This is a genomic window from Ruegeria sp. HKCCD4884, assembly GCF_013110855.1.
Taxonomy (GTDB): Bacteria; Pseudomonadota; Alphaproteobacteria; order Rhodobacterales; family Rhodobacteraceae; genus Ruegeria.
This window is the reverse complement of the sequence record NZ_WVRJ01000004.1, coordinates 15,414-37,255: the sequence shown is the minus strand read 5'-3', so window position 1 is coordinate 37,255 and position 21,842 is coordinate 15,414. Positions and strand designations below refer to the sequence as shown.

Sequence of the window (21,842 nt, the reverse complement as noted above, 5' to 3'; positions counted from 1 at the left end):
ATTTGCTTGATCAAGTATCAAAGCGCTAGGACTTGCGAAAGAAAAAAATTGGAGTTCCCCTCATGACCCACCTCGTCGACCAACATGTTCTCATCAACGGCACCCGTATTACACATGGTGTACACGGAGAGGGTGAGCCCGTGGTTCTCCTGCATGGCACACCGTCTTCCTCGTATATTTGGCGGAACGTACTGCCAACGCTTGTCGAAGCTGGCTACAAAGTACATTTGTATGACCTGCTCGGTTATGGCCTGTCAGAGCGCCCGCAAGACCCGAGCATTGATACGTCCGTCACGGGCCAAGTGCCGATCCTTGAGGGGTTGCTGGATGTTTGGGGCCTTAAAGACTTCCACTTCATCGCACACGATATCGGCGGCGGCGTTGCCCAGAGGTTCGGCATTCAGTCGCCGGAACGGCTGCGCAGTTTGACCATGATTGACGTAGTAAGCTATGACAGTTGGCCATCCAAACGCACGCGCGAGCAGATGCAGGCCGGTTTGGAAAAGCTGATCAAAGCGCCCGATACAGACCACAGAGAACACTTTCGCAACTGGCTCAACTCGACGGTTCAAAACAAGGAGCGCTTGGCGGAGACGTCGATGGAAACCTACCTCGATTTCATTTGCGGCCCAGTCGGACAGGGCAGCTTCTTTCAGCATCAAGTGATGCACTATGATCCGAAGCACACAGACGAGATAGCCCCGCGCTACGGCGAGCTTGGTCAAAAGCCAGTACAACTGATTTGGGGTGCAGATGACGCATGGCAGGTAGTGGATTGGGCGCACAAATTACACTCGGCAATTCCAGGATCAGAACTGCATGTGCTAGAAAACTGCGGTCACTTCTCAATGGAAGATCAGCCGGAAAAGATCTCTGGATTGCTCGTCGACTTTCTCGGCAGAAACCGATGACGCAACTACGGAAAGCTGCCGTTAATGAAAACAATCGGGACGGCAGATTCGTCCGCAAAGGAGCCATTCTCTCTGCAGTACATTAATGACTGCGATGCGGACAAACCCGCCGTACATATTTCTTACACGAATGGCTGCTGTTAGCGCACTACTACCGCAGCAGTCCGAACCTTTTATGACAGGTTCTTAGCCGGTTTGTTCTCACTTTAGGTGCAGAAGTTGTCATCATTAAATTGTACCAACCTCAGCGCGCAGCTTTGAATAGCTGACGTCCGCCAGTTCACATGGAAACTGTCCCGGCGAGGCGCATACTAAAACCTTGTGCGCGATGGGCTCAAAATCGGCTCGGAAGTGCACTGTGCTTTTGACACATAGTATCTTTGCGTCTTCCGGCTCCAGATTGAACAAACGAATCTGCGCCAGATCCAGACATTGATTTCGAATGCTGGTGACAAGGACATGGATCTGCGTTCCGGTTATTTGCAATGCGACCGACGGGCCGAGCGTTGCAACGCCGCCGCCATACATTTCGCCGGTATAGCTGCATTGGCCGTCACTCAGGTGGTGCACCTTCACTTGTGCAGAAAAGGGGGTGTCGCCGGGACCTTTACCGCCAATCTCGGCCTCGAATTCCGCACGTTCGCCCAGTTTGTGGGCCTTGGCAGCCAGCTGCGGGTCATGCAGCAGCCCGAGAATGGCCGAGGGCGCGTTCTGATGCACGAGCTCACGTAGCAATCCTGTCGTGTCGGCGGACGCTCCGGCCCCGGGGTTATCCTGCACATCCGCAATGACAACAGGTCCTTTGACGTTTGCGCGGCGTGCAGTGGCAACAGCATCTTTGGGGCTTAGTAGGGCGGTATCGAACCGTGCTTCAGCCGTCTGCAACTGTTCGAACATCTGCGCTGACAATGCGTCGGCATCGGACTGAGACGCGCTGTAGGCCAAGACGGATGGTCCGCAATCGGCTGTATCGGCTGCGGTGAATCCCATGGCGAGTTCTAAAAGGCGCCCACCCGACCCGTCCAAGGCATCCAGCGCGGCGTACAGCGTTTTGGCCGGGTCAATTTCCGTGTATTGGCTGTGCAGGGGGATCAGGTACTCACCCTGCCGCCACGCTTTAGCAGGTGGACCCTTTGAACAGATGTCGCGCATCATCCGAAAGGCCCGTGCGCCCGTGTCTGCCATGTCGAGATGTGGGTAGGTGCGGAAAATGGTCATCGCGTCCGATAAATCCACCATTTGCCCCGAGATATTGGCGTGCATATCAAGGCTTGCAACAAGCGGTAAGTCCTTCCCGATCACCTGCCTGATCCTCGACAACAGCTCTCCTTCACCATCATCGCAGGACTCGGTGACCATGGCGCCGTGCAGGTCCAGATAGACCCCATCCATCGGCGTCATGTCCGCTAACGCGTCAGCGATGCGTCCGGCAATAGTGTCAAAGGCGTGATCCGTGACCTTGCCGCCCGGTTCGGCGGCGCACCATAAGATGGGCATCACATCGAACCCATCCACCAACGCAGCTTTTGCGAAACCGGCGATAGGCAGGTTCATATCGCGGGTCACATCCAATACGTCTTGACCACTCAGCAATTCCGGCCAGCTGTCGGCTTGTTCAAAATCGCTCAGCCGCGTCGGAGTGTCGACGAAAGTGTTGGTTTCGTGCTGAAATCCTGCGATTGCAATTCTCATCTGATCCTTTAGCCGCTTATTGCTGCACCAATTCGGCGGTCAAAATCTCACGCAGTTTTGCCGCCACGATTTCCGGTTTGTGCCGGGTCATCGAAACATGGCCCAGGCCGGGAATTTCGTGGAACACGCCGTTGGGCGCAAGATCAGAAACCACTTTGCACATGACCGGAGCGGTTTGAACATCCTCGGAAAAGGCGATGACATGCATCGGGACCGGGCAGGTTTTTAGCCCTTCGCGGCAATCGAATTCCAGACAGGCCTCCCACTGATCAATCGTTGCCTGTGGGTCGCGATCCCGAAAACGTTCGGTGTAGGATGCCTTGAGCTGTTCCCAAAGCTCGGGTTCGTGCAGCGCTTTGGCCGGAAAGGCATAAACCGCATAATGCGGCGCCAGAAAATAGTCTGGCAGGGTGATGCCATCCTTGCGCAGATCGATCTCGGCCTGCATCCAGTCACGGGTGAACCCGTCGATATAGGCTGAGGTGCCCATGGGAATGGCCAGCCGCACCTTGCCCGGGAAGTCTATCGCGGTTTGCTGCGTAACCAGACCGCCCAGTGACAGACCGCAGACTGTCGCTTGCCCACCGGCAAAGGCGTCAATCACGGCGGCGCAATCCGCGGCATAGTCATGCATCGTCCACGGCGGAGGGGGTGACAGCGTGTCACCTGCGCCGCGTGGATCATAGGTGATGCACTTAAAACTGTCAGACAGGCGCGAGAATTGCTCGGAATAGGCCTCAGCCGTCTGATCGCCTCCGGGAACAAACACGACCGGCGGCCCGTCCCCTTCGACGACGACCCGCATGGTGACGCCGCCGATGGTCAATTGGTGCGTTTCGGCTTTTGGCCCAAATTCAGGGAAAGCTGACATTGGAAGGCTCCTGTGGCCGCAAGGACGCGCTACATTCCGTTGCGGGGAATGATGTGCGTCTCTTCTTCTTCGAAAATGAGTTCATCACCTGACCAGGCCTTGAGGCGTGAGGTCAGGTGAAACTCGGTCGCCGTTGCTCGTTGTTCGGAATAGGTCCAGATTTTCGCGGACCAGTCGTCGCGGTCAAAACCGGCCGTTTGCTCCATGGTGGCGACGGCGGACAAGGGATCGCTGGGGTGGATCGTGTAGCGGCGGTCTGAAACGTCGCTAAGCACTGTTCCGATGTCATCCAGGCGGAAATCGCCGACCGGACCAAACACTCCGCCGTCCAGGAAGAACCGGTGTGTCATCTCGCCGGTCGTCAGATCAGTATGGATCGAACGTTCCATCGAACCACTGCGAACATGGGTTTTTCGCGGGGCTACGGTGAGGGGCGCTGGTTCGGGCAGCGGACGTGGTTCGGTGCTGCCGTCAGGCTGGGTTCTGACCGGCAGGATCAGCCGGGATGTACCGGGCCGGATCGTAAGCGTCACCGGCTGCGGCGCGGGCCACAGAATTGGCCAATATGTTGAGGCGATTTGCAGAATGACACGATGGCCCACTGGCACTCGGTACCCTGTTCCGTACATGGGAACCGTAACGGTCATGTCTTCACCGGGCGCGATCGGTGTAGGCTGGGTGTCACTTTCCCGGTGGTTGAGGTTGCAAAACCCTCGCGCGATCAGCGTTTGAGCGCCGTCCGAGGCCTCATCCACCAGCAATGCGGCGACAAACCCCTGTGGCTGGTCAGCGGATACCGTCAGGTCAACACTGGGCTGGCCAAGCAAGTCCAAAGGTTCGGTCAGGGGCGCCCCCTTGAACTGCAAAGCACACCCGGCATCGATCCTGCAATCCGCAGCCATATCGCCGGGGATCGCGAACGAGCACATGTCGCCAGCGGCTGCCCCGAACGTCTGCGGCGAGCAGATCGACATCGCCGTCCCGGCCTGAGCCGTATCGTCCAGCGTCTGATCATTTAGCCAGAGCGTCTGCGCGGACACATTCGGCGACGGCCAAGAGGGTTCTTCGACCCAACGCCCCGCGCGATGCAGATGCGTGCCTGAAGGGGCCACGCTGTCTTGCAGGAAAAACCGCAGCGGGGGCTCATCCATCAGACCGGTATCTTTGCCTTTCAGCCAATGGTCCCAAAAGCGGATTACTTCGCCGACAAAATCGGCCTTTGGTCCGGGGACACCTTCATGCGGGTAAAGATGAGCCCAAGGTCCCATCAGGATTTTCACCGGGCCTTTGAGATGCTCGGCAATGCGGAAGGGCGTGTCCCGGAACAGGTCCATCCAGCCGCCGAAGAAATACACGGGAACCTCTACTTCCGCATAGTTTTCGCAGATCGAGCCGCGCCGCCACATCTCATCATGGGTTTGGTGCTCCAGCCACATGGCAGGCCAGAATCTCGCGCCGGTCATCCGGTCGCGCCACATGTCGATCCAGCGATCCGCACCGACAATCTCGGGGTCGGGAGGCATCGCATTGTAGAGCTGCATGATCGAACCCCACCAGAAATTATCGTTGGCCAGACAGCCACCATAAAAGTGAATATCCTCGCGCCACCGATCATCCGTTCCCATCACCGGCGCGATGGCTTTCAGTGCCGGGGGCCGGGTCGCTGCGACCTGAAACGCGTTATACGCCCCCCAGCTTTTGCCGAACATGCCGACATTTCCGTCGCACCAATCCTGAGCGGCAATCCATTGAACGACGTCATAGCCGTCCTGGATTTCTTGGTGAGAGTATTCGTCCTCAGCCACGCCTTCGCTGTCGCCATACCCCCGGATATCCACCCGGATCGAAGCGTATCCGGCAGCCGCAAAATGCGGGTGCATGCTCTCGTCGCGCATGCGCGTGCGATCTCGACGTCGGTAGGGGATGTATTCCAAAATACAGGGCAGCAGTGAGGTTCTGGCAGACGCAGGCAGCCAGAGCCGCGCGGCAAGGTTTGTGCCGTCGGGCATAGGAATCCAGACAGTTTCAAGGACCTCGATTTCACTCATGATGCGGCCTGTTTTTCTATTTCCGGCGGGCGGGCACCGGGTTCGAGGGGGAAATGACAGGCAACTGCGCGTCCGTCTGTGACCTGCCGCTCGGGTGCATCCATACTGCATCGTGATTGCGCCCATGGGCAGCGGGTGTGGAACTCGCATCCAGCCGGTCGCGCCAGCAGTGATGGAACTTCGGCAGGCAGGGTGATCCGATCGTGGGTTTTGTCCGGGTCGGGCTCGGGGTTGGCCGACAAAAGTGCCGCCGTATAGGGGTGCTGCGGTGCGCTGAACACCTCTTCAGTGTCACCTGCCTCGACAAAGCGCCCCAGATACATCACCGCTGTTCGATCAGCCACATGGTGCACCACATGCAGGTTGTGCGTGATGATGACCATTGCCAGTCCGAGCCGCTCGCGCAGATCGTTCAGCAGGTTGAGAACCTCGCCCTGCACTGACACGTCCAGACCAGCGGTGGGCTCGTCCGCGATAATCAGCGCCGGGTCCAGTGCAATGGCCCGCGCCACGCCAACGCGCCGGGCTTGCCCGCCCGACAACTGATGTGGAAAGCGCGAGGCGAAACTTGTTGGCAACCCTACCAAGGTCAGCAGCCGCGCGGCCTCGTCCCGCAGGTTGCGGCCTTCGATCCCGTGGATGCGGAACGGCTCGGTCACCAGATCGCCGACGGTCATACGCGGGGACAGGGAGCCCACGGGGTCCTGAAACATCATCGACATACGTTTGCGAACTGGCTTCATCGCCTTGCGATCCAACGTGTCGATGCGCTGGTCCTCGAACGTAATGGATCCTGCGCTGATTTCTTGCAAACCGTTCACGGCCCGCGCAAGCGTCGTTTTGCCCGAACCGCTTTCTCCGACAAGCGCAAAGGTTTCACCTCGGTTGACTTCAAAGTTCACGCCGGCCACGCCAAGGATCGAACTTCTACGCCCAATGCCACCAACCGGGAACGAGACTTGAACGTCTTCAACCTTGAGAATGGGATCGCTGCTCATGCCGTTACTCCGGTTGCTTCGGGGCTGTCTGCAACAACACAGCGGGCGATATGGCCGTCTCCGATATCCTTGTCAGGCGGCGGGGCCGAGCACGCGTCGCTTACAAGGTCGCACCGATTGGCAAAGATACAGCCTGCAGGCCGTGCGCGCAGATCGGGGATTTCTCCGGGGATTGTTGGCAGGTGCCGGGTGCGTTCGCTTTGCCGCGCCGGGTCGCATTCAAGCAATCGCGCTGTGTAAGGGTGGCGAGGGTCCTGGAATATCTGGCGGACGGTGCCGCGCTCCACCACTTCACCCGCATACATGACCACAACGTCATCACACAACTCGGCGATGACGCCCAGATGGTGCGAAATGAACATGACCGAACAGCCGATTTTCTGCTGCAGGTCTTTGAGCAGCTCGATCGTTGTCACCTCAAGCGTCGCATCCAGCGCAGTTGTAGGTTCGTCCGCGATGAGCAGGGCAGGCTCCATCATCAAGGCCATGGCGATGGCGATCCGTTGTTTCATCCCGCCCGAGAACTGGTGCGGATAACGCGCCAAGGCGGCACGCGCATCGGGAATACGGACCAGTTCCAGCATCTCGACCGCGCGGTTCAGCTTTTCCTCTTTCGACAGGGACGAGCGATACTGGATATTCAACATCTGCTTGCCGACTGAGATCACGGGGTTTAGCGCGCCCATCGGGTCCTGAAAAACAGTGGCTATGCGCGGGCCGCGCAGGTCGCGCATCCGCGACGGGGGCAAAGTCGTCAGCTCATCCTGCCCTTCGAACAGGATCGAGCCACCATCTATGCTACCATTGTCAGCCAACAGCCCCAGAATGGCGTTGATCAGAGTGGACTTGCCGCAGCCGGATTCGCCCACAATGCCGACAATCCGGTTTTCGGGTACATCGAAGCTGACGTTTTTCAACGCGTGCAGCGGCCCGGCCTCGGTCGAGAAGCTGACGTTCAGGTTATCTATGCGCAACGTGGTCATCAGCGTCCTTTCAGCCGGGGATCGAACACGTCCCGCAGCGTCTCACCCAGGAAAGTAAAGCCCAGCGTGGTGATGATGATTGGCACACCACCCGCTATCGCGATCCAGGCGGTGTCGCGGATATTGGTGAACCCGTCATTCAGGATCGACCCCCAGCTTGGGGTCGGCGGGCGCACGCCGAGACCTAGGAAACTCATCCCCGCCTCAATCCCGATGACAACCGGGATGTCCATCGAGGCAAGGATCACCAACGGACCAATCACATTTGGAAGGATGTGAACCCGTAAGATGCGCGCCGAAGACGCGCCCATGCTTTGCGCCGCGGTGACGTATTCCGAAGTTTTCAACGCAATGGTCTGGGTTCGGATGATCCGTGCGTATCCGGGCACGGTGACCAGAACGACAACAACCATCACGGCGGTCAGGGATGGTCCCATCAGCGTCACAAGCGCAAGGGCCAGCATGACGGTGGGAAAGCTCTTCATCGCGTCAAAGAGCAGGATCATCAGGTTGTCCAGCCAACGCGGCCCGTAGCCTGCGATCAGGCCCAGAACGATGCCGATCACCAGCGACACAGCGGTCGAGACCAGAGCGACAAACAACGCGATCCGCCCGCCATGCAGCACGCGTGCAAACAGGTCCCGGCCCAGTTGATCTGTGCCCATCAGATGCTGTGTGCTAGGGCCCTGGAACCGGTCACGCGGGTTGATTTTCGTCGGGTCCCAGCTGGTGAGCAGATCGGCAAACACAGCGCCGAAGATAACAAACAGCACAAGGAACAATCCCAACGCGCCTAAAGGTTCGCGCAGGATTTTGCGGATCGGGCGCCACAGCTCGGCCATGCGCCCGGGGGCGGGATTAGAAACTGCTTCTGACACGGGGATCCAAAGCTCCGATAATAAGGTCTGCCAACAGGTTGAGCAGAACGAACAGAACGGTGGTGATCAGAACGGTGCCTGTCACAATGGGGAAGTTGCGGGTCAGGATGGCGTCATAAACCAGCTTGCCGACGCCGGGGCGGGCAAAGACGATCTCGGCAAAGACAGCCGACGAGAGCATCTGACCGATGCCCACACCCAGCAAGGTGACCGTGGGCAGGATCGCAATCGACAGAGCATAACGGTAGGTGATCGTTCGATCGGGCAAGCCAAACGCACGTGCGGTGCGGATATGGCTGGCCTCAAGCACTTCGAGCATTGAGGCGCGCACCATGCGGGCGATGTAACCGACCCAACCCAGACCAACGGCCAGAGACGGCAGGATCAGATGGGTAAGTTGATCGCCGAGATTGCCCGGCTCACCTGCTCCGATGGCAGGTAGCCAACGCAGTTCGACGGCAAAGATCAGTAGCGCATAAATCGCGATAACAAAGGACGGCACCGCGATCACGGCAACTGACAGGATGCCAACAATCCGGTCGGCCCAGCTGCCGCGGCTGACCGCCGCCCAGCAGCCCAGCGGAATGCCAAGAGCAACCGACCACGTGATGCCGCCGACGATCAGGGCCAACGTATAGGGCAGTTGTTCGAACACAACCGTGGTGACGGGACGGCCTGACAGAACCTCTTCGCCTAAATCACCTGTCCATGCCCCGATGTAGAAATTCCAGAACTGAACCAGAACCGGCTGGTTCAACCCCATTTTCTCGCGCAGGGCGGCGCGCATTTCCTCGGTCGCCCGAGGCCCCAGTGCGACCGAAGCCGGGTCGCCGGGGATCAGATAAATCATGCAAAACAGCAGAAACATGGCAACTGACACGATTGCAGCAGCCAGCCCAAGCCGTTTGATAAAATAGCTCAGCATACGCGCCCCCTATAGGCGTGCAGGCGGCGATAACGCGCCGCCCGTTTGCGTGGATCAGGCGGGTTTGAACAGCGGCAGCAGTGGCTCACCATTCGGTTTGAGGCCCGGATTGACCGTGTCCTTGTGGATCAGGCCGACCACCTCATGCGTCAGGAAAACATAGCAGCCGCTTTCGTCCATGAGGCCTTGCATCTTCTTGTAGATCTCATCGCGCTTGGCCGGATCGCTTTCAACCAGGCCCTCTTCGTGCAGCGCCTTGTATTCCTCGTTGTTGAAACGTTCCCAGTTCCAGACGCCGACCTGTTCGGGCGTGAACCAGACAGTCGCCCAGCTTGGGTCCGGGTTCATCGAGAACCGGCTGAGCACCAGCTGAAGATTCATGAAATAGTCGCCGTCCTTGGAACCCAGGGTCCAGAACGTCCCACTGTCATTTTGCTTGATCTCGCAAGTGATACCGACATCGGCCAGATTGGCCTGTATGACCTGAGCCGCAGTCAAACGTTCTGATTGATTGAGGATGTCCAACGTGACGGTCATGCCTTCAGCACCCGCCTCGGCCAGCAATTCGCGCGCCTTGTCTGGGTCATAGTCGTATGTCACGCTGTCCCGGCTACCAGGCAGGCCTGGGGCGATAATGCCGTTGCCCACGGCCGCTGCTCCAAAATAGGCCGCATCAACAACTGTCTGGCGGTCGATCGCATGCTGGATGGCACGGCGGATACGAACATCTTGCAGCGCTTCGTTATCCTGGTTCATGCCCAGCCAGACATAGGCCAGCGAGGGCTTTTCTTCGACGACTGATCCAGCCGGTGGGTTCTCCTTGAGGCGCGGTAGGGACGAAACCGAGGTCCAGGTGTAGTCCAGATCGCCCGCTTCAAATCCCAGTTCAGCGGTCGAGGGGTCCTCGATGGGCAGGATGTGGATTTCTTCGTACCCGCCGGGCTCATAGGCCCAGTCCGGGTTGCGTTTCAGAACGGTTTTCTGTTTGGGAACCCATTCGGTCAGGATGTACTGACCGGATTGCGCCACCGGCTCGGATCCGATCTTGCCGCCGATTTCCTCGACCGCTTTACGGGATACGATGCAAGATGCGGGTGTGGGCAACGTGGTTGTCCAAAGCGGCACGAACTTGTTTTTCAGGTGGATCAGGCCCGAGAGGTTGTCCTTGATCTCAACCTCTTTCAAAGCGCTCCAATCGCCTGCATAGGGGCTTTCATTGGCCGGATCGGCGATACGCTCAATCGAGAACTTAACGTCATCGGCGGTCATCTGGCCAAAGCCGTCCGTGAACCCGATATTGTCGCGCAGTTTAAAGGCGATGGTCAGGTCGTCCAGCTGTTCGATGCTTTCAACAGCAACAGGCCTCCAGTTCCACTCGTCGCCCTGTTGGTTTGACACCAGCGGGGCATAGATCGACCGCATGATGTCGGCCTCGGGCAGGGCCAGCCAGAAGGCCGGGTCCAGCACCTGCAAATCGCTATAGGACCGGATAGTCAGGACCGAGCCATCGGCGCTGACGGCCATATGCGGAAAGGCCAAACTGGCCGCGCCCAATGCACCGGCACCGGCCAGAACGGAGCGTCGGGAAACGTCTCCTTTGAAAATCGAACTCATTTGCTTACTCCCTGTTTGTCTTCGTGTCCGGGCATCTGTCCGGTTTGGTTGCTTGCGAGCAGACGTGCCCGCGACTTCAGGTGCCAGCAGGCGTTATCCGTTCTTTTTCTTGTTTGACTGTGGCAGTTGCTCATCAGCGCCAAGCGCTGAGAATCTTGGGATGATGACGGGTGAGTTCACCCAGATCATGCGCGCGGGTTGATCGGTTACATTGCGCAGAACGTGCAGAATTTCTCCGGGAAAGCTGAAACTGTCCCCAGTGCGCAAGGTGACGGTTTCGTCCTCGAGAACCAGTTCTAGTTCACCATCCAGAATGACCCCATGCATCTCGCCATCGCGCGAGAAATACTGGTCTACGACCTGTTCGGAATAGGGGCGGTAATCTGAGACGCCCAAACAGAACCCTCCGCCAATTGAACTGGAGAGCAACTGATCCGCATAGCCAGATTGCTCGATAGGTTCGTCATACAGCAAATTCAAATTTCGACGGTTGGATTGACGCACGACGTATGCACGCTCCAGCGGGCCCGAGCCGGGGCGGTGGTTGAAAAACCATTCCTCGGGGACACCCAAAGCGCCGGCAATGCGAGAGATTTTATTGAGCGAGGCACTGACAGTTCCGCGTTCGATTGCGCTGAGATGGCTGATCGAAACACCGCTGCTGGACGCAAGCTCGGCCAGGGTCATCTGGCGGGCCTTGCGCAGCTGACGCACCTCAGCCCCGAAGGCTGCAAGCCCCTCTTCGCTGGCAGTGCGGGTGTATTTTTTCGATCTGGCCTGGCTCACGATTCCTCCCTTCGTGCGCTCGGTATTTCGGAATTGTTACGATATAGTTTCTTTTTCGCAAGAAAAATTGTTCATTTTTCTCGTATTTGCGATATCTCCCTGCGCTTGCTACCACCGGATACCAATGCGCAGAGCGTCGTAGATTGCAGCGTGAATGTTGCGTGCCGACACGGCATCGCCAATACGATACAGATCAAATCCGGCGCTGGGATTGGGTTGCGAAAACAGGTCGCCCTTGCCAGAGACAAGCGCACTGTGATCCACCGCCCCGCGATTGCGCGACAGAGGCTTGAGGTCAAAGTAGAGATCGTCCAGTGGCAGTGTGCCCTGATTGACAACCACCTGATCATATTCTCTTTTCTCAATCAGATCCGAATAGTCGGTTCCAATATGGGCTTGTAGCTGATTGCCTGATTTTTCGATCGCTTGCAGGGTTCGGGTGACCGTGAACACGGCCCCGGTTTTCTGCAACGAGCGCATATAGGGCACCAGATTCATCGCCATGACTTCAGGCGCAAAACTGCGGTCACGGGTCATGACCTCGACCCGTGCACCGGAGGCTGCAATGACCTCAGCGGCCATCAGGGCCGGATGATCCCCCGCATCGTCATAAATCAGCACGTTTTCGCCCGGCTCTACGTCGCCGGACAGGATATCCCAAGCGGACACGGCCAGTTCATTTCCCGAATCGAGGATCGTTGTCTCGGGCAGACCTCCGGTCGCGATCACCACCACATCCGGCGACAGCGCGGTCAAGTCACTGGCCTCGGCATACGTGTTGAACTGAAACTGGACGTCCCGCGCAGCGCATTGCGCCATACGCCAGTCGATGATCCCGATCATCTCTGCCCGGCGCTTGGATTGCGCGGTCAGGCGCACTTGCCCGCCGGGTTCGGGGGCGGCCTCCAGAACGGTGACATAATGACCACGCTCAGCGGCGACACGCGCGGCTTCCAACCCAGCGGGACCTGCGCCGACAATCACCGCACGGCGGCGTGTTTCGGCAGCAGGGATGACATGTGGCATCGACAATTCACGCCCCGTGGCGGCGTTGTGAATGCACAGTGCTTCGCCTGCTTGATAGATGCGGTCGAGGCAGTAGGTGGCCCCGACACAAGGCCGGATGTCATCTTCCTGTCCGGCTTGGATCTTGGACACGATCATCGGATCGGCCATATGCGCGCGGGTCATCCCCACCATATCCAAAAGACCCGAGGACACCGCATGTCTCGCCGTCGCCACGTCAGGGATGCGCGAAGCATGGAAGGTCGGCATGCCCGTTTCAGCCCGCACCCGCCCGGCGAAATCCAGATGCGGCGCGCTTTTCATGCCCTGCACGGGGATCACATCCGTCATGGCGGGGTCGGTATGAATGCGCCCGCGAATGACATTCAGGAAATCCACCTGACCGCTGTCTCGCAGCCTGCGCGCGATTTCCAGCCCTTCTTTTTCGGTGATCCCGCCTTTTTCGACTTCATCGGCGGTATAGCGGACGCCGACGATGAAGTCGGGGCCGACGCGGTCACGGATCGCATCCAAAACCATAAAGCCAAAGCGAAGTCGGTTGTCGAGATCACCTCCAAACGGTGCGTCCATCGTGTTGGTCAGCGGCGACCAGAATTGGTCCAGCAAGTGCCCGTAGGCCTGCAACTCGATCCCGTCCAATCCGGCGGCCTGCATGCGTTCAGCCGCATCGGCATAGTCGGTCACGATCCGCTCGATATCAAAATCTTCCAACTTTTTCGGAAAGGCCCGATGCGCCGGTTCGCGGAAATGCGAGGGGGAAACTGACGGCAACCAATCGCCCTTGTTCCATCCTGTGCGCCGCCCCAGATGGGTCAGCTGGATCATCACAGCGCAGCCATGGGCGTGGCAGGCATCGGTCAGTTCGCCCATCCAGCGCACGACCTCATCCTTGTAGGCGAGGATGTTGTTGAACACCGGCGGGCTGTCGCGGCTGACGGTGGCAGACCCTGCGGTCATTGTCATTGCAACACCCGCTTTTGCCCGCATTTCGTGATAGGCGCGATAGCGTTCTTTGGGCATTCCGTCTTCTGGATAGGCGGGTTCATGACTGGTAGTCATGATCCTGTTTTTCAGGGTCAGGTGCTTTAGTTGATAGGGTTGCAGCAGGACGTCACGGCTCATGACGAGGTTTCCCGGTCAGACGCCTGCGGTGCGACGACATCCTTTGGAATGACGACCGGTGAGACCGCCCAGATCAACCGGCATACCTGATCAGTGCGGTTGCAGGCATGGTGCGGGATACGTGCGTCAAAGCTGTAGCTGTCCCCGGCGCGCAGTGTGATGAACTCATCGCCGATCTGCATCTCCAGCTCACCTTCCAACACCAAGCCGTGCTCTTCACCCTCGTGCTTTTGCAAAGGGTCTTCGGGGCGTTCCGAGTGAGGTGCATACACCGCCAAACCCATATAAAACTGCCCGCCGATCGAACTGGACAGCAGGTGATCAGTATAGCCCAACTCAGCCGCGTCCTGGCCGTAGAGCGTATTCAGCGCCCGACGGTTCTGGGAGCGAACAACATAGGCCTGTTCCATTGGCCCGGCACCAGCGCGGCGGGCAAAAAACCAGTCTGGCGTAACGCTGAGCGCGCTGGCGATAGCCTGCAACACGTCAACCGAAGGTTTGGAAACCCCGCGCTCAATCGCCGACACATGGCTAAGCGAAATGCCCGCCTCTTCGCTCAATTGTTTGAGCGTCAGCTGGCGGGCTTTGCGCAATTGCCGAACCTCACTGCCCAGTGAGGAAATTGCGGATGGCAAAGCGACGACGTTGTCAGATGGCATGCGGCTCTCCGAAAGTGGTTTGAGCGATAAACTCTACCAAAATTGAAAACAGACTAGAATTTTAAAGTCAAATTCTATTTTCTATTGAATAGAACGGAGCTATTGCAAGTTCGCTCCAGATTTGCAGAAGTGGGATAAACACTAAACGCACGCGGCGGATCACTATGACGGACCAGCCAGAAAATCCTTTCGACGTGTCGGAAACGGATCATCTGTGGATCACAATGCCTGATGGCGTGCGGCTGGCCGCACGGTTGTGGCGCCCTGTGACTCAAGCGCCTGTGCCCGCCATTCTGGAGTACATTCCCTATCGCAAGACCGACATGGTTCGCGCGCGGGATGAGAGGAACCATCCCTATTTTGCCGCCCATGGCTATGCCTGCATCCGTGTGGATATGCGGGGATCAGGGGATAGCGAAGGGCACATGCCGGATATGTACGCACCGGCAGAATTGGACGATGCGCGGCAAGTGATCGAATGGCTGGCTGCGCAACCCTGGTGCAATGGCCGCGTGGGCATGTTTGGCACGTCCTGGGGTGGGACCGCATCTCTTCAGGCAAGCGTCGATACGCCCGCACCGTTGAAGGCGGCAATAGCTGTCTGTGCCACACATGACCGGTTCGAGGACGACATCCACTATATGGGCGGTTGCGTTCTGTCGGACACGTTCGAATGGGGTGCAACGCTTCCTTCTATCCTGGCATCTCCACCGTCGCTGAATGTCGGGCCGGAATGGAAATCGCGTTGGAAAGAACGGATTGATAGTCTGACATTCCCCCTGCAGAACTGGCTGCGTGAGGATGGGCGCGGTGACTTTTGGCGCCACGGCTCAGTTATTCATACCGCTGAAGCCCTTTCGGTTCCGATCCTGTCAGTCGGCGGGTGGAGTGATCGCTATTCCAATTCTGTTATGTCTTTGGTTGATGCCCGCCCCGATCTGGTCTGGGGGGTCGTCGGTCCCTGGGGGCATCATTATCCCGACCACGGTAGTCCGGGTCCCTCCATCGGTTTTCAAAAGCTCGCGCTGGAGTGGTGGGATCATTGGTTGAAATCGGATCAGCCCGACGCGCTGGATTGGCCGCGCTTGCGGGTCTGGATGCGCGAATTCGATACACCTGGCAACAGTTTGGTCCAAAGGTCCGGGAGATGGGCGCAAAGCGGGCCAGCCTCAAAGGAAAGCGAGATACAGGACTGGGACTTGTCCAAGCTTAAATCCAGCGACGGCCCTGCACCATGGAGGGTTCCCGCAGACCCGACCGTCGGGCAAACCGCCGGGGACACGGGGTATTTTGGCCGCCCCGGCGGGCTGCCACTTGATCAAACCGCAGACGATGCCCGGTCATTGGTTTTCGAAACGGCTCCTTTGGAGCAAGACGTCATTATCTACGGTTCGGTAACACTGACTCTGCGTGGCGAGACCGGCGACAAACCGGGGCAGATCATCGCCAGGCTCAGTGATGTGAGTCCGGAAGGGGTGGCTGCACGAATAAGCTACGGCGTTCGAAATCTGTCGCTTGACGAGAATTTGGATTGCAAACCATCAGCGACGAGGTCAGGCAAATTCAATGCGGACCTTCGGCTTCATTCAACGGCGTATCGCGTCCGTAAGGGACATAGTCTCCGGCTTGCTTTGTCCTCATCTTACTGGCCCCTCATTCACGCAAAATCACCGGCTTTAGATATACAGATAGATCACGCAACGCTGCGTTTGCCTGTTTTACCCGATGCGCCCGCTGACCTGTCCAGGCCACTGCCCGAAGCCCAAGACCTGCCCGTGCAGAAACGGCATTCCACCCATGCGCCTAACCCTTTGTCACGCTGGACACAGACTACCGGGGACAGGATTGAGATGGGATGGCATCAGCCGCTTTTGAAAACAACCTTCGCCCAAACAGAAACCGCTTTCAGCTATGAAACCAACATGACGCACAGTCTGGATGCTTCAGATGGCGTTGAGAAACAGACAAACGTACTTCACAGGATGGTTTTCGAACGGCCTGATGGAACTGCCGAGGTTTCGGTCGCATTGACTGCCAGAACCACAAGCGACCGCACCACGGTGGATGCCGAGTTGAATGCGAAATGGAACAATCAGCCCTTCGCAACGCGGCAATGGCGTATTTAGTAACAATTCTCTGTTCAATTCATTCTCGGGTTGAGCACTTTCGTTTTGTTGGATCTGAATTCACGCTCAATGACGCGGACATGCTAAACACAATAACCACGGTTTTCGGTGGCGGCCCGGCCTATGTTTTCGTGATGACAGAGGATTGACGAACGCCGGGAGAGAAATGGGCTGGTCGAAAGAAGCTGCGGCAAAACTGGCTCGAGAATTGATCTCTGTGACCGGCGATCTTCTGCGATACAGCCCCTGTCACCTGCTAACCTCCGAAATGAATTTACATCCCCAAATGGGACAACGGAGGCGGGGTTGCAGGAGTTGATGTCACTCGAGCAACGGATGTTCACTCTAAGGACTGAGATGCCCTGTACATCTAACAGATCTACCGGTCTGTTGAGCTTGCGGACCTCTGCTAGCATCCGCGCTATGTACTCGCAACGACGATCCGGTATAAAGGGCCGCGCAGAAACCTTTTGATTTTAGTTTGACCGCAGGTTCGGGCCGTACTTACCAAAACCAATGGCGGCAATGACGTGGTTCGCACCCGTTCGTGCGTCGCGCAACATCGGGCACTTTGGGCTCAAGGCCGTCATCTGAGTCTTTCAGTCAGATGACGGCTTAGGAGCGGGTAGCAGTCTTTGTTGGTGGTCATTCCGAGAATTTTCGCCTGAAGGTCTGCATTGAACGGCAGCGGACATTCGCTGAAATCTGCTGAACGGCAGAGTTGCGGACAAATTCGCCATTCGCTGCGGTTTAACCAATGGTTCACGAACGCGTGATCACTGTTGCGATAGTGACGTCGAGAAACGACCTACCTATCAGTAGGTAAGTGTAGCCAATTTGCACATACACAGTGACAATGGAGGGAGACCAAACCATGCGCGTGAACGCCAACTTCAATGAACGTACCCTTATGCATTTTGAAGAGAACGATTGGGTCGCATCCCCGATGCCCGGAGTTGAGCGCAAAATGCTTGACCGAATTGGAGAAGAAGTAGCTCGCGCCACCACTATCGTCCGTTTTGCGCCTGGCAGCGCTTTCTCTGCCCACACGCATGACGGTGGCGAAGAATACCTCGTTCTTGACGGTACTTTTCAGGACGAAGACGGTGATTTTCCAACTGGTTCCTACGTGCGGAACCCGCCGACCTCGTCTCATACACCTGCAGCACAGGACGGCGCGACAATTCTGGTAAAGCTCCATCAATTCGATGCTAGCGACCGCGACCAGGTCCAGATCGACAGCGGCAAGGCAAGCTGGATTGAAGCAGCAGATGGTGTCTCCAGGTTGCCCCTTCACACAGATGTACGTGAAACTGTAGCGATGGAACACTGGGATGCAGGTACAGTGCGCTCTTTAGATGCCTCAGGCGGGCTTGAGGTCTTTGTGATTGATGGGAGCCTGAACGAGGGTGGCGATACCTTGTCCCGCTGGGATTGGTTACGCCTACCCGTCGGGGCGAGTTTCGAGGCGACCGCTGGCGCTAACGGGGTGCGAGTCTGGATCAAGACCGGCCACCTTAGTCACGTCGAAGAGAGCGCGGCATGAAGCGAAACGCAGAGATTGTCATCGTCGGCGCAGGGTTGTCCGGCCTAGCTTTGGCGCATGCGCAGAAGCTCGAAGGGCGCGACGTGCTTTTGCTAGAGGCGCGCGACCGCGTCGGCGGTCGCATTCTCTCACAGGGCGGCTATGACCTCGGCCCTGCTTGGATTTGGCCGCACAACCACCGCATGCTATCCCTCCTAGACAAGCTTGGGCTGCGAACATTTCCACAATACAGCGATGGACGATTGGCGTTCGAGGATGCTCAGGGAAATGTGCGTCGTGACTTCGATTTCGCCCCCATGGGTGACGCGCTTCGCGTTTCAGGCGGACTCGCTCAGATAACCGACGCCCTCGCCCAAAAGGTTGTTGATACGCTGTGCCTTGGCCACGAAGTTCGGCGTGTGATCGAAGAAGACGAATTCGTGACCTTGAGCGGAAACGGGTTTTCATTGCGCGCCGACTTCGTTGTTTTGGCGCTACCCCCGCGCCTCGCTGCACAGATGGGCGTGGTCGTTCCGGATGTTCCAACTTGGATGGCCGGACATGCCAAACTCGTTGCTGTTTACGACACCCCATTCTGGCGCGACGCGGGCCTGAATGGCGACGCAATCTCTCATCAAGGTCCGCTGGCTGAAATCCATGACGCGTCGCCTATGGACGGCACCCAGGGTGCTCTGTTCGGCTTTGCCATGCCCGGCACGGCCCGACAATCCGGGTTCGAAGCGCAAGCGGTGGCGCAACTGGTCCGCCTGTTTGGCCCCAAAGCAGCCGAGCCACGCGGCGTAATCGTCAAGGATTGGAGCGCCGACATGGCAACCGCCACGTCTGCCGACCTCAAGCCGCTTAGCTCCCATCCTATGTATAGCAAACTAACTCCTACTCGGCGGGTGATCTTTGCAGGAACTGAAACCGCACCGTCGCACGGTGGTTTCCTCGAAGGCGCTCTTGAAGCCATGGATGCAGCGCGGCAAGAATTGTCGAGGGTGATGGTATGACATCAGAAGAGAAAATCCTGGTCGCCGCCGAGGCGCGGGTCCGCACTGGCGGCTACAACGGCTTTTCGTTCCGAGACCTTGCGCGCGACACAGCGCTGACCAGCGCAGGCGTACATCATTACTTCCCGACCAAGGCCGATCTGGTCGCTCGACTGGCCAGAAATTACACGTCCCGTTTCCTAGACGCTTTGGATGAATGCCCGTCTCATGCGCGTGTCGCGCGCCTACGCGAGCTTTTCGCGGAAAGCTTGCGCCAGGACGGAAAGATGTGCCTTTGTGGGCTACTCGCAGCTGAAAGCGGAGGCCTGCCTGAACCGGTAACGGCGGCGGCAAAAATGTTCTTTGCAGCATTGGTCGATCGGCTTGTCAGCGCATTTCCGGACAGCGACGATCCGCTTTCTGACGCACTAGCGGTGCTCGCGACGCTGGAAGGCGCTGCACTACTTGTGACTGTGCAGGGTGATCCGGACGTCTTCGAAAAAGCAACGTCCGATTTGGGCTCAAAGCCGTCATCCGACGGCATTAGCGATTAGACCAGTTTGTGGTTGCGAGCGATCATAGGGGCCGCTCTCAGGATTGGTCCGACATCGGCCCTCCCAGTACTATTCAACGAGTTTTCAAGCTTGACTCTGAGGTTCTACCGTCGCCTGACCCTCTCGCGATTGCGCTCCCGACGTACGATGTTGATCTGATGATCGCGACCAAGCGCGCGGTAGAATCCCAGTCCCTTGGACCAGTTCAGAAGATGGGAAAAGCTGTCGAGTTGATCGTCGTTGCGTCCGCGTGGAATGGACTGAAGCTCCCGTTTGGGTGCTGTCAGACGAATTCGAACCAGTCTCAGTTTGCCACGAAAACCACGAACCTATCCGGAACAAAGTTGACACCACTCGGCAAGAACGACGCTGCGTATCAGCTTGAAGGTATCTCTGCTGGCGAGCGATCTTTCCTGGTTGAAGTGGTTGTAGACAGAGGAATGGACGGACGCGAATTTCTGCAAACTTCGCATGAGCCTGAACCGCTGCATCGCGCGTTCGCGTCGTCGAAACGGCAGGTGCGAGTTCTCGACGCGGTTATTAAGCCACCTGCCCGTCCTTTGTTTTTCGGTAGCGCCAAGTTCTCTGAGAGCAGCCCGATACGATGCGAAGCGATCCGTGACGAGTTTTTCCGCTTTACCGTGTCGCTTCTCCAACTTCTTGAGGAATTTCAGTGCTGCAGCTTTGTTTCGACGTTTGGTAACAACGGCTTCCAGCACCTAGCCTTCGTGATCAACAGCCCGCCAAAGATAATGCCGCTTACCATTCACCTTCACGAAAACCTCGTCGACGTGCCACTTTCATTTGGAGAAGGCGCGCAGCTGCTGCACACGATTCCGTCTGATCTCAGCGGCAAACATCGGGCCGAACCTGTTCCACCAATACCGGACAGTTTCGTGGCTCACATCGACGCCTCGCTCGTGCAGCAGATCTTCGACATTCCGAAGCGCGAGCGGGAAACGGATGTACAGCATCACTGCTAGGCGGATGATCTCGGGGCTGGTTTTAAGGTACTTTAATGGCGGCTGTTTAATCATGCGCGAAGGCTACGAGAGTACCCTGCCCCGCTCAACCAAGGCACTTCTGACAAGACCTCTCGACAAAGGCTGGTATAGTCTTTTGCTATACCGTGTTTTTCGTAGTTTGCCTCAATACCACGCGCGTTGAAGTTCGCGTGTATTTTGCTGGCGTGGCACCATCCTGCAACCACAGCAAAACAGTGTCCGCAACTTGTTCTCCAAACTCAGAGACGCCGCAGTGTACGGTAGACAAAGCTGGCCAGCATTCTGATGCTTCCTTGATGTCGTCGAAACCGACAATCTGAAACTCCGTACCAATCTTTATCTGAGTTTCATGGCAGGCATTAATCATCCCAAAAGCAACAAGATCATTGAAACAGACTGCGGCATCGCACGCAGGATGCTCTTTGAAGAGGTTGACCGTTGCTTCATGTCCAAATGATCGGCTGGATTCCCCTGTTTTTACAATAGGCTGCAAGTGGTTGTCTTTTATCGCACTGATATAACCGGACAGTCTTTCCTGAGTGACTTCGGCACCATCCAGACCACCGACAAAGGCGATGTTCCGCGCGCCCGTTTCGATCAGGTACTGCGTTGCCGCGCGTCCACCCTCTGCGTAATCAGGGGCGATAAAGGGAAATCTGCCTGTTTCGCTTTCAACCTGTCGCAAGACTTGCATCAACGGAATGCCAGCTCGCTCTACCGCGGAGAGGGTGTTTGTGACATCGCCATAAGCAGGTGATAGGATCAAAGCAGAAACACCGTGCTCAAGCATCGCGCCCACCACCTGATCCTGAAGTTCGGGGGCTTCGTTTGTGTTCGCCAATACGACCGCATAGCCTCGGGACGCCAGCGCCATCTGTAACGAAGTCGCAAACTCAGTGAAAAACGGGTTGGTCAGGTCGTTTATCACCAAACCTATTAGCGCCGTTCCCGTGGATCGCAGATTTGCCGCCGATCGGTTATAGACATACCCGATCTCTTTCATCGCGGTATGGACGAGCTTGCGTGTCTCCGGCTTCACCTGCGGACTGCCCTGCAAAACAAGGCTTACCGTCGACTTGGAAACGCCCGCCGAGTTGGCGACATCTATGATCGTGGGTCTTCGCATTC

17 protein-coding genes and 1 pseudogene are annotated in these 21,842 nt (G+C 57.4%); 5 read left to right on the top strand and 13 right to left on the bottom strand.

The genetic code is table 11. From position 1 onward, the window contains the following. Window positions 1–62: 62 nt before the first annotated feature. Window positions 63–911 (top strand): alpha/beta fold hydrolase, encoded by an 849-nt coding sequence (locus GS636_RS07230; protein WP_171183687.1) that lies wholly within the window; start codon window positions 63–65, stop codon window positions 909–911. Between the two features lie 228 nt (window positions 912–1,139). On the opposite strand, the gene GS636_RS07225 is transcribed toward GS636_RS07230, so the two are convergent. From GS636_RS07225 to GS636_RS07175, 11 genes are all read right to left on the bottom strand, one after another. Then, the gene (locus tag GS636_RS07225) at window positions 1,140–2,603 is read right to left on the bottom strand and encodes a M81 family metallopeptidase (protein WP_171668991.1); all 1,464 of its coding nucleotides are present in this window, start codon (window positions 2,601–2,603) and stop codon (window positions 1,140–1,142) included. Between the two features lie 16 nt (window positions 2,604–2,619). Further along, a complete protein-coding gene (locus tag GS636_RS07220; RefSeq protein ID WP_171668990.1) occupies window positions 2,620–3,474 on the bottom strand; it encodes an alpha/beta fold hydrolase in 855 nt (284 codons plus the stop codon). Window positions 3,475–3,503: 29 nt separating this feature from the next. Further along, complete coding sequence (locus GS636_RS07215) at window positions 3,504–5,522, bottom strand: CocE/NonD family hydrolase (RefSeq protein WP_171668989.1); 2,019 nt, start codon at window positions 5,520–5,522, stop codon at window positions 3,504–3,506. Beyond that, window positions 5,519–6,520 carry an ABC transporter ATP-binding protein gene (locus GS636_RS07210; RefSeq protein ID WP_171668988.1) on the bottom strand — a complete coding sequence of 334 codons (1,002 nt, stop codon included), beginning with the start codon at window positions 6,518–6,520 and terminating at the stop codon, window positions 5,519–5,521. The genes GS636_RS07215 and GS636_RS07210 overlap by 4 nt, the downstream gene beginning before the upstream one ends. Then, window positions 6,517–7,503 carry an ABC transporter ATP-binding protein gene (locus tag GS636_RS07205; RefSeq protein ID WP_171668987.1) on the bottom strand — a complete coding sequence of 329 codons (987 nt, stop codon included), beginning with the start codon at window positions 7,501–7,503 and terminating at the stop codon, window positions 6,517–6,519. Before GS636_RS07205 ends, GS636_RS07210 begins: the two co-directional genes overlap by 4 nt. Continuing rightward, a complete protein-coding gene (locus GS636_RS07200; RefSeq protein ID WP_241484037.1) occupies window positions 7,503–8,381 on the bottom strand; it encodes an ABC transporter permease in 879 nt (292 codons plus the stop codon). Before GS636_RS07200 ends, GS636_RS07205 begins: the two co-directional genes overlap by 1 nt. Beyond that, the gene (locus GS636_RS07195; RefSeq protein WP_171183674.1) at window positions 8,362–9,306 is read right to left on the bottom strand and encodes an ABC transporter permease; all 945 of its coding nucleotides are present in this window, start codon (window positions 9,304–9,306) and stop codon (window positions 8,362–8,364) included. Before GS636_RS07195 ends, GS636_RS07200 begins: the two co-directional genes overlap by 20 nt. 54 nt (window positions 9,307–9,360) lie before the next feature. Continuing rightward, a complete protein-coding gene (locus GS636_RS07190) occupies window positions 9,361–10,920 on the bottom strand; it encodes an ABC transporter substrate-binding protein (protein WP_171668986.1) in 1,560 nt (519 codons plus the stop codon). 93 nt (window positions 10,921–11,013) lie between these two features. Then, a complete protein-coding gene (locus tag GS636_RS22870) occupies window positions 11,014–11,706 on the bottom strand; it encodes an XRE family transcriptional regulator (protein WP_171668985.1) in 693 nt (230 codons plus the stop codon). Window positions 11,707–11,814: 108 nt separating this feature from the next. Beyond that, window positions 11,815–13,854 carry an NADH:flavin oxidoreductase gene (locus GS636_RS07180; protein WP_171668984.1) on the bottom strand — a complete coding sequence of 680 codons (2,040 nt, stop codon included), beginning with the start codon at window positions 13,852–13,854 and terminating at the stop codon, window positions 11,815–11,817. After that, window positions 13,851–14,513, bottom strand: a complete 663-nt coding sequence (locus GS636_RS07175; RefSeq protein ID WP_171668983.1) for a helix-turn-helix domain-containing protein — start codon at window positions 14,511–14,513, stop codon at window positions 13,851–13,853. Before GS636_RS07175 ends, GS636_RS07180 begins: the two co-directional genes overlap by 4 nt. A gap of 164 nt (window positions 14,514–14,677) precedes the next feature. Here GS636_RS07175 and GS636_RS07170 point away from each other — a divergent pair, with 164 nt between their 5' ends. The 4 genes from GS636_RS07170 to GS636_RS07155 all read left to right on the top strand — a co-directional run bounded on the left by GS636_RS07170 (window position 14,678) and on the right by GS636_RS07155 (window position 19,710). After that, window positions 14,678–16,639, top strand: a complete 1,962-nt coding sequence (locus GS636_RS07170; RefSeq protein WP_171668982.1) for a CocE/NonD family hydrolase — start codon at window positions 14,678–14,680, stop codon at window positions 16,637–16,639. An 874-nt stretch (window positions 16,640–17,513) separates the two neighbouring features. Further along, window positions 17,514–18,185, top strand: a complete 672-nt coding sequence (locus GS636_RS07165; protein ID WP_171668981.1) for a cupin domain-containing protein — start codon at window positions 17,514–17,516, stop codon at window positions 18,183–18,185. After that, window positions 18,182–19,177, top strand: coding sequence for an FAD-dependent oxidoreductase (locus tag GS636_RS07160; protein ID WP_171668980.1), 996 nt, complete (start codon window positions 18,182–18,184; stop codon window positions 19,175–19,177). The genes GS636_RS07165 and GS636_RS07160 overlap by 4 nt, the downstream gene beginning before the upstream one ends. Beyond that, the gene (locus GS636_RS07155) at window positions 19,174–19,710 is read left to right on the top strand and encodes a TetR/AcrR family transcriptional regulator (protein ID WP_171668979.1); all 537 of its coding nucleotides are present in this window, start codon (window positions 19,174–19,176) and stop codon (window positions 19,708–19,710) included. Before GS636_RS07160 ends, GS636_RS07155 begins: the two co-directional genes overlap by 4 nt. Before the next feature lie 329 nt (window positions 19,711–20,039). Here the strand turns inward: GS636_RS07155 and GS636_RS07150 are convergent. Beyond that, window positions 20,040–20,747, bottom strand: a pseudogene (locus tag GS636_RS07150) (IS6 family transposase). Between the two features lie 85 nt (window positions 20,748–20,832). Next, window positions 20,833–21,840 (bottom strand): LacI family DNA-binding transcriptional regulator, encoded by a 1,008-nt coding sequence (locus GS636_RS07145; RefSeq protein ID WP_171668978.1) that lies wholly within the window; start codon window positions 21,838–21,840, stop codon window positions 20,833–20,835. Window positions 21,841–21,842 lie beyond the last annotated feature (2 nt).

Excerpts from the sequence above, each read along its gene's own strand:
- GS636_RS07230 (WP_171183687.1), top strand. The coding sequence starts at position 63 with ATGACCCACCTCGTCGACCAACATGTTCTCATCAACGGCACCCGTATT.
- GS636_RS07225 (WP_171668991.1), bottom strand. The coding sequence starts at position 2,603 with ATGAGAATTGCAATCGCAGGATTTCAGCACGAAACCAACACTTTCGTC.
- GS636_RS07220 (WP_171668990.1), bottom strand. The coding sequence starts at position 3,474 with ATGTCAGCTTTCCCTGAATTTGGGCCAAAAGCCGAAACGCACCAATTG.
- GS636_RS07215 (WP_171668989.1), bottom strand. The coding sequence starts at position 5,522 with ATGAGTGAAATCGAGGTCCTTGAAACTGTCTGGATTCCTATGCCCGAC.
- GS636_RS07210 (WP_171668988.1), bottom strand. The coding sequence starts at position 6,520 with ATGAGCAGCGATCCCATTCTCAAGGTTGAAGACGTTCAAGTCTCGTTC.
- GS636_RS07205 (WP_171668987.1), bottom strand. The coding sequence starts at position 7,503 with ATGACCACGTTGCGCATAGATAACCTGAACGTCAGCTTCTCGACCGAG.
- GS636_RS07195 (WP_171183674.1), bottom strand. The coding sequence starts at position 9,306 with ATGCTGAGCTATTTTATCAAACGGCTTGGGCTGGCTGCTGCAATCGTG.
- GS636_RS07190 (WP_171668986.1), bottom strand. The coding sequence starts at position 10,920 with ATGAGTTCGATTTTCAAAGGAGACGTTTCCCGACGCTCCGTTCTGGCC.
- GS636_RS07180 (WP_171668984.1), bottom strand. The coding sequence starts at position 13,854 with ATGAGCCGTGACGTCCTGCTGCAACCCTATCAACTAAAGCACCTGACC.
- GS636_RS07175 (WP_171668983.1), bottom strand. The coding sequence starts at position 14,513 with ATGCCATCTGACAACGTCGTCGCTTTGCCATCCGCAATTTCCTCACTG.
- GS636_RS07170 (WP_171668982.1), top strand. The coding sequence starts at position 14,678 with ATGACGGACCAGCCAGAAAATCCTTTCGACGTGTCGGAAACGGATCAT.
- GS636_RS07165 (WP_171668981.1), top strand. The coding sequence starts at position 17,514 with ATGCGCGTGAACGCCAACTTCAATGAACGTACCCTTATGCATTTTGAA.
- GS636_RS07160 (WP_171668980.1), top strand. The coding sequence starts at position 18,182 with ATGAAGCGAAACGCAGAGATTGTCATCGTCGGCGCAGGGTTGTCCGGC.
- GS636_RS07155 (WP_171668979.1), top strand. The coding sequence starts at position 19,174 with ATGACATCAGAAGAGAAAATCCTGGTCGCCGCCGAGGCGCGGGTCCGC.
- GS636_RS07145 (WP_171668978.1), bottom strand. The coding sequence starts at position 21,840 with ATGCGAAGACCCACGATCATAGATGTCGCCAACTCGGCGGGCGTTTCC.